General features: G+C 39.7%; 8 protein-coding genes. 1 reads left to right on the top strand and 7 read right to left on the bottom strand.

Features of this window, described 5'->3' with window-relative positions:
- Positions 1 to 114: 114 nt before the first annotated feature.
- The 6 genes from BK139_RS16925 to BK139_RS16900 form a co-directional block, all read right to left on the bottom strand.
- Positions 115 to 870 carry a CAP domain-containing protein gene (locus BK139_RS16925; RefSeq protein WP_076261068.1) on the bottom strand — a complete coding sequence of 252 codons (756 nt, stop codon included), beginning with the start codon at positions 868 to 870 and terminating at the stop codon, positions 115 to 117.
- Positions 871 to 1,319: 449 nt separating this feature from the next.
- Positions 1,320 to 1,778, bottom strand: a complete 459-nt coding sequence (locus tag BK139_RS16920) for a FixH family protein (RefSeq protein ID WP_076261066.1) — start codon at positions 1,776 to 1,778, stop codon at positions 1,320 to 1,322.
- 18 nt (positions 1,779 to 1,796) lie between these two features.
- Positions 1,797 to 3,200, bottom strand: coding sequence for a sensor histidine kinase (locus tag BK139_RS16915; protein ID WP_076261063.1), 1,404 nt, complete (start codon positions 3,198 to 3,200; stop codon positions 1,797 to 1,799).
- A complete protein-coding gene (locus BK139_RS16910) occupies positions 3,197 to 3,871 on the bottom strand; it encodes a response regulator transcription factor (RefSeq protein ID WP_076261060.1) in 675 nt (224 codons plus the stop codon). Before BK139_RS16910 ends, BK139_RS16915 begins: the two co-directional genes overlap by 4 nt.
- Position 3,872: 1 nt before the next feature.
- A complete protein-coding gene (locus tag BK139_RS16905; RefSeq protein WP_076261058.1) occupies positions 3,873 to 4,853 on the bottom strand; it encodes a YncE family protein in 981 nt (326 codons plus the stop codon).
- A 117-nt stretch (positions 4,854 to 4,970) separates the two neighbouring features.
- Positions 4,971 to 5,237 (bottom strand): hypothetical protein, encoded by a 267-nt coding sequence (locus tag BK139_RS16900; RefSeq protein ID WP_076261080.1) that lies wholly within the window; start codon positions 5,235 to 5,237, stop codon positions 4,971 to 4,973.
- Between the two features lie 117 nt (positions 5,238 to 5,354).
- Here BK139_RS16900 and BK139_RS16895 point away from each other — a divergent pair, with 117 nt between their 5' ends.
- Complete coding sequence (locus tag BK139_RS16895) at positions 5,355 to 5,597, top strand: hypothetical protein (protein WP_009332565.1); 243 nt, start codon at positions 5,355 to 5,357, stop codon at positions 5,595 to 5,597.
- Positions 5,598 to 5,632: 35 nt separating this feature from the next.
- Here the strand turns inward: BK139_RS16895 and BK139_RS16890 are convergent, their stop codons facing one another.
- Positions 5,633 to 6,466, bottom strand: a complete 834-nt coding sequence (locus BK139_RS16890) for a hypothetical protein (RefSeq protein WP_076261055.1) — start codon at positions 6,464 to 6,466, stop codon at positions 5,633 to 5,635.
- Positions 6,467 to 6,490 lie beyond the last annotated feature (24 nt).

The raw sequence follows: 6,490 nt of genomic DNA, 5'->3' as shown, positions 1-6,490 counted from the left end.
GATTCAAATCCAGTAAAAAATCAAAAAAGGGGTTCGGAATGAGACTATTCCGAACCCCTTTTGTCTACAAACTGAAAGACAGCCTAAAGAGGCTGCCTTTGTTTCGTTCAAATATTATTTCCCGATGAACATTTGTGTCCAGTAGTTACCGTCAGCAACATGGCCAACACCAAGGTGTGTAAAGTTGGCATTCATAATGTTTTTACGGTGGCCTTCACTATTCATCCAAGCTTGTACAACTTCTTCAGGAGACTGCTGGCCCATAGCAATGTTTTCGCCTGCTGTTGTGTATGAGATGCCGAATTGCTTCATCATATCGAATGGTGAACCGTAAGTTGGGCTGTTATGGTCAAAGTATCCTTTAGACTGCATATCACGTGATTTTTCACGAGCTACTTTGCTTAGTTCTTCGTCCAATTTAAGTGCAGGCACTCCAGCTTTTGCACGTTCCTGGTTTGTTAATTCAAGGACTTTTTTCTCGTAAGCACTTACTGCAGAAGAAGCAGGTGCTGCTTCTTTTGTCTGCTCTGCAGGTGCTTGCTGCTGTGCAGGTGCTTTTGCTGCTTCTTGTGTTTTGGCAGGTGCTTTTGCAGGCTGTTCTGCTGGAGCTGGAGCTGCTGGAGCTGCTGGCTTTTGAGCTTCCTGTTTATTTACTTGTGCATTTCCCCAATTAATATTGTAGTCTTTAAGGTGTTTTTGAAGAATGTTATTGATTTGTTCCTGGCTTAGGTTGCCAGATTGAGAGATTGCAATTTTTTTAGCTTGTTCAGGAGTAGGACAATTTGAAGCTGCGTCCGCTTGGTTTGCTCCTGGTGCTGATACTAATAATGCTGCTGCCGCTGCTACTGAGTAAATAACTTTCTTATTCATATATATAAATCCTCCCTGTGTTTGTTTTCTTTGTTGTGTGGTGCTGTGTGACTTGCACAATCATCATAACACAGGGTTTTTCGTAATATTTTTGGTCAGATTTTACAAATTCTTGAATGTAGCATATCCGATAGACTTAGAAACTAGTAAAAATCAGCCTGCAAGTTTTCATAAATACTTATTTTATTGGGTTTATGTATACTTGAAAATGGGTAAATAACCTTCTGTATTTTTTTGTCTATATTGGAAGCTTCCTTTATCATGTACCATTTATATACTAAAAGATCAGTATTGACAGGTTTTTAGGCTGATACTATTTTTTACTTTTATTACATCAATGTAACAAATATGATAGGTATATGTACCCGAGAATGGGTATATATGCCCCTGAAGGAAAAATTACTGCAGGATTACTCGATTCCAAAACAAAAAGCAGCCTATGCTGCTTTTTAATGGCTGCCATGATCATCGTCATCCATATTTTCTTCCTGGCTGCCTGATTCTTTTTCAGGTGGACTGGGCTTGCCGATAACAAATTCTTTTTTAGGCATATTATGCATCCTGCGCGCCGTTACATGTGAATATATATAATAGGTGCCTTCTTCTTTAAAGCTTTTCTCCAGGCGATAGATCCCGTTTTCAGCATGTTCAACAAGAATTTTTTCGTGTTCTTCGGCATTCGCTCTCCAGATCTCAAACTTGACTTCGTCTGCATCTGTAACCTCTTCTTCTCCATATGTAACTTTTGCTTCAAAAACAACCGGTTCATTCACTTTTGCTTTTTCAGGGTTTATCGATAACTCGACATCCAGGAATTGCGGCTCTTCTTCAGATGCATTATTATTGCTGCAGGCTGCCAGGCTAATAATTATCATTACCGCAAGCCAAATAAACATTAGTTTTTTCATCATTAATCTCCTCTAAATTTACTTTATTTCGAGCAGCGGAAGCATGATTCTAACTGTCGTCCCCTTATTTAATTCACTGAACACAGTCAGCTCTCCTTGATGAAGCTTAACCAGCTTTTCTGCAATTGCCAGACCAAGCCCTGTGCCTCCATCTGATCTTGTTCTGCCTTTATTCACTCTATAAAACCGTTGTTTGATTTTGCTCAAATGTTCTTCTGAAATCCCTATGCCTGTATCCTCTATTTCTATCAGGCATTGATCTCTCTCTTGAGATAAACGGATGCTGATTCTGCCTTTTGCTGTATATCTGATGGAATTGTCCATAATATTTTGGATAACCTGCTCAATCCTGCCTTCATCACCGTTAATAATTACTTCAGGATCCAGGCGATATTGCAGATCCACATTTTTTTCACGGAGGACCGGCTTGTATTTTTCAATAGCGTCCTCTATTAACTGTGCCAATGGCAGCGGCATTTTTTCGAGTTTGTATACGTCAGATTCAAGTTTGGATAAATCAAGCAAATCTCCAACGAGACGTTCCATCCTTCCTGATTCTCTAAGTATCAGCTGTAAGTATTTTTTTCTGTCCTCCCCGGATTTTTCCATTCCGGAAATGAGCGCCTCACTGTAGCCTTTTACATAGCTGATAGGGGTTCTTAACTCATGAGATACATTCGCGAGAAAATCCCTTTTCTTTTCGTCTTCTTTTCGTATAGATGAGGACATATAATTGAAGGCATTGGCCAGCTGGCCAATTTCGTCCTTTGAATCAATGTTTAAATGAATATCATAGCACCCCTTTGAAACATGTTCAGCTGCATCCTTCATATCCAGTAAGGGCTTTGTCAATTTTTTAACCAGCATCGTTCCTAAAATGATGCTGATAACAGTAAAGACCGCCGCAGCTGCGAGCCACAGATAGGCAAAATCCCGGGTGAACTCTGAAATCTTCGCTAGGGGAACATATAAATAAATAATGCCTTGAAGCCGATTATCATCAAGAAGCGGAATAATGACACCCATAATTTTCCGGTCAAACCTTTTTTCATAGCCCAGTTTTTCAACTGTAATGCCTTTGAGAAGCTCTTCACGCTCTGATTTGCCAATTAGTGTCTGATAGTCAATTTCAAAGGGCAGACAGGCACTAAGCTCTCTGGGATTACTGACTATAAAAACCTCTGTTTCGGATTTTGAATTATACCAATCGATTTTTTTCCTGAGATCCTCTGTCAATGCCCCTCCATGGTACTCTGACGCCAGGCTTCTCCCTTCAGTCAGCAGGGAATCCCTTACATTTTCCACATAAATCTTTTCATAAAATAAGTAAGACAAAAAATAGGAATATAAGATCGTAATAATAATCGCAGCTGTTACGGTCAGCCACATTTTTTTAGCCAGGCTATTGGTCAGGAATTTCATTCATCCGGCACCTCGAATTTATAGCCAACTCCCCAGACTGTTTGAATATAGTCTCCAAACCCAAGCTTCATTCTCAGCGTTTTTATATGAGTATCCACTGTTCTTAAACTGCCTGTATAATCAATGCCCCATATATATTCAAGAAGCTGTTCCCTGCTTAATGCCTGGTTTTTATGTTCGATAAAAAACAGCAGCAATTCATATTCTTTAAGAGTAAGCGTGACATGCTTTCCCTCAACTGAGACTTTTCTCGCTTTCATGTCAATTGCGATCTTTCCAATTTGAATAGAATCCATATCACTTTTTAAGCCGCCTGTTCTTCGAAGGACAGCATTGATTCTGGCGACAAGTTCTCCAGGACTGAAAGGTTTGACAATATAGTCATCCCCTCCTAACTGCAGGGCTTTCACTTTATCCCATTCCTCTCCCTTAGCAGAGAGAAATATAATTGGCACATTTAATTTTTCCCTTATTCGGGAACAAACTTCAAATCCATCCTCCCCAGGCATCATGATATCCAGAATAACTAAGTCCATCACATTATTTTCAAGTATCCCATATGCTTCAAAGCCGCTTTCTGCTGAAAAGCACGCAAATCCTGAATTCCCAAGATACATCTCAATTAAATGCCTCATATCTGCTTCATCATCTATAATCAGGATATTCAGCATGTCATTTCACACTCTCCCTAATGACTATTTTAAAAGGACCCTCTCCAACCTTGATACTTTTAAGGGTTTTTAAATTTTCCGGCTCCAGTATATGCAAGTCATTGCTGTCATAGCCGGCCACTAATAGTTTATGTGCTGCAAATGCCATTTCAAAAGGATTTGCCGCAATCGAAACAGAGGCTCTTTCTTCCCCTGATTCATTCATTTTATATAACATATTTGATCCATGGCTTAGGACATACACTTGATTTTCTTGTCCCAGAAAATTAATCGGCATAGAAGCAGCTGGAATTTTCTTTTTTAACTTTCCCGTTTCTTCATCATATACATGTATATTTTGTTCAATCTCTACACCTTCTCCATGTCCGCCAATCCAGATTTCACCGTTTTTCTCATTAAGCCACGCACCGGCTGCTGAAGGATGGATCGTAAATTCCCCGCTTTTTTCTTTTGATTCAAGGTCGATAATTCCCATTTTTTTATGATTGAAGCTTAGAACAAATAACTTATTCTTTTCACGGGATTCCAGCAGGGTAAGCGGATCTATCTCAGATTCCACCTGTTTTTCTTCTTCTCCATTTGAATGAAAGAACCTAATTTTGTTTAAATGCTGATCTGCAAAAACGATTTCATTCGTTTCAAGCAGGATTCCATTTACGATTCCTTCTCCTGTTTCCCAGCTGTCAATCAGTTTACCTTCCTTTAAGGAATAAAGATCAGCCGTTTCAAGCTGTTTTCCATAAAGAAGGATGGAATCATTGTCCGGGAGAATTAAAGCGCCTGTGTAAGGTTTCTCCATAGTCCATTCTGCCGCCAGCTTCTTTTTTTCCAGGTCGACAAAAGATATGGTCATATCCTTGATATTTACTGTGGCAGCAAAGCTAATATCCTCGGGTATTGCAGGCTGTTTCTTTTCTGAGCAGGAAGTAAGGATGGCCGCTATAATACATAAAAAGAAAAGCCAATACATTTTTTTTGACATACAATTTCTCCTCATGACTATCTTATCTTTATCTTACATTAATATTGTGAGATAAATGTGAAAGGATCTTGAAATCTGCAGTAAACCTGTTAATTTAAAAAAGGAGGCTTAAACCCCCTATTTCAAACCTTCCGCTTCATGGATATGCATATGGATAAGTGCTGCTTTGGATGTATCATCCAGGTCTGAATGTGCAATTCTCTTAACCGCAAGGTAAAATTTTTCATAGATAGTCTTACGGACTCTTGGATGGGAATTTTCATCCCTTAGTTCCCTGGAGATTGCTTCCTTCAAAATGTTTTCTGCGTTAGTATCATCTTCGAGTTTCCGGTTATTCCATAGCTTCCGGTATTCATTCAGAAGCTTTTCATAGTCTGGACTCATAACTTGCCACATCCCTTCCAAAACAGGAAACAAATATATTTCCTTAGATGTATTTTTACATAAATAAATTTATAAATGCAAAAAATACAGCTAATATGCGAGAAAGGAGAATGAGTTATGAATTCACCTTACCGGTGCCCAAACTGTAAAACAAACAGAAGCCGATTTAATATTATTCAGCAGGTGCCTCAATCCATCAAAATGGATCCTCAGACAGGGAATGTTTTGGAAGAATACAGCAGTGAACAGCTGTCCCCCTTCCATATGCCTTACAAAGGCCCTGATAAAAGAGTTCAATGTGCTGCTTGCGGACTTGTAGAAGACGAGCGGACGTTCATCAAATTTGGCGAAAAACAGTAAAACAAATAAAGGCCTGAGAGTCTATTCTCAGGCTTTTATTCGTTCAATAACATATTTTCCTTTAAGAACCTTTTATTATCCACTTTCCATGGGTCTGCCTGTGAAAAGCGCACAAGATAGATGCTTCCTCGAAAATGCTGTCTGCCGCGGTTTTTTATAAACCAATCCGCTTCTACCGGCACCTTCATGCTCAGCTCATCTGTCAGATCCTCAGCTGGAAGGACGGGCATCCCGCTTAGCCTTACATTCTCAATTCTGGGCAGGAGTTTATTCCATGCTAAAGGCTGGAGGGAAATCGACTGGACAATCCTGGAATCCTGCTGTTTTAGTCCTGCCATAAATGCACTGATCACTTCATATGGATTGGCATTATTGAGATATCCATCAAGCTTTCCTGCCGCTTTCAAAATCATAAGCTTGTGTGATAGATCCATAAAGTTTGTTCGATGTGTGGTACTGCCGTAAAAATGAATGCAAAAATGCCCTGGAAAATTATTTTTCAGTGCACCTCCTCCATGGGGCATACCATGCATGGAAGCCGCTATCCACTGATTTCCATTAATAACAATGATGGCGCGCCGCTTCCAGCTCCATTTTCCGCCATAAATGCTTTTCATTATTTTTGTTTCTTCAGCATTTAATGGCTGAACATCTGCATGATGGCTTCCGGCACGCCGCTGGACCCTAAACTTCTTGCCTGTTTCAACATCCAGAACGGTAAATTTACTGTATTTCAGCAATATCCCATTCACTTTCTCCCATGCCAGCATCTCAATCCGCCAGCTAATCCCCTCTTCATCTGCAGAAATGTGTGTGCCTCCTGCAAAAAGAAAAAAGATGAATACCATGATTACGTTTAAAGTTTTCATAAATTCCACTCATTTATAGGTATT

Origin of the sequence: Paenibacillus sp. FSL R5-0490, assembly GCF_001956215.1 — a bacterium.
In the GTDB taxonomy this organism is placed as follows: Bacteria; Bacillota; Bacilli; order Bacillales; family Cytobacillaceae; genus Cytobacillus.
This window is presented reverse-complemented; position numbering and strand designations above follow the sequence as displayed.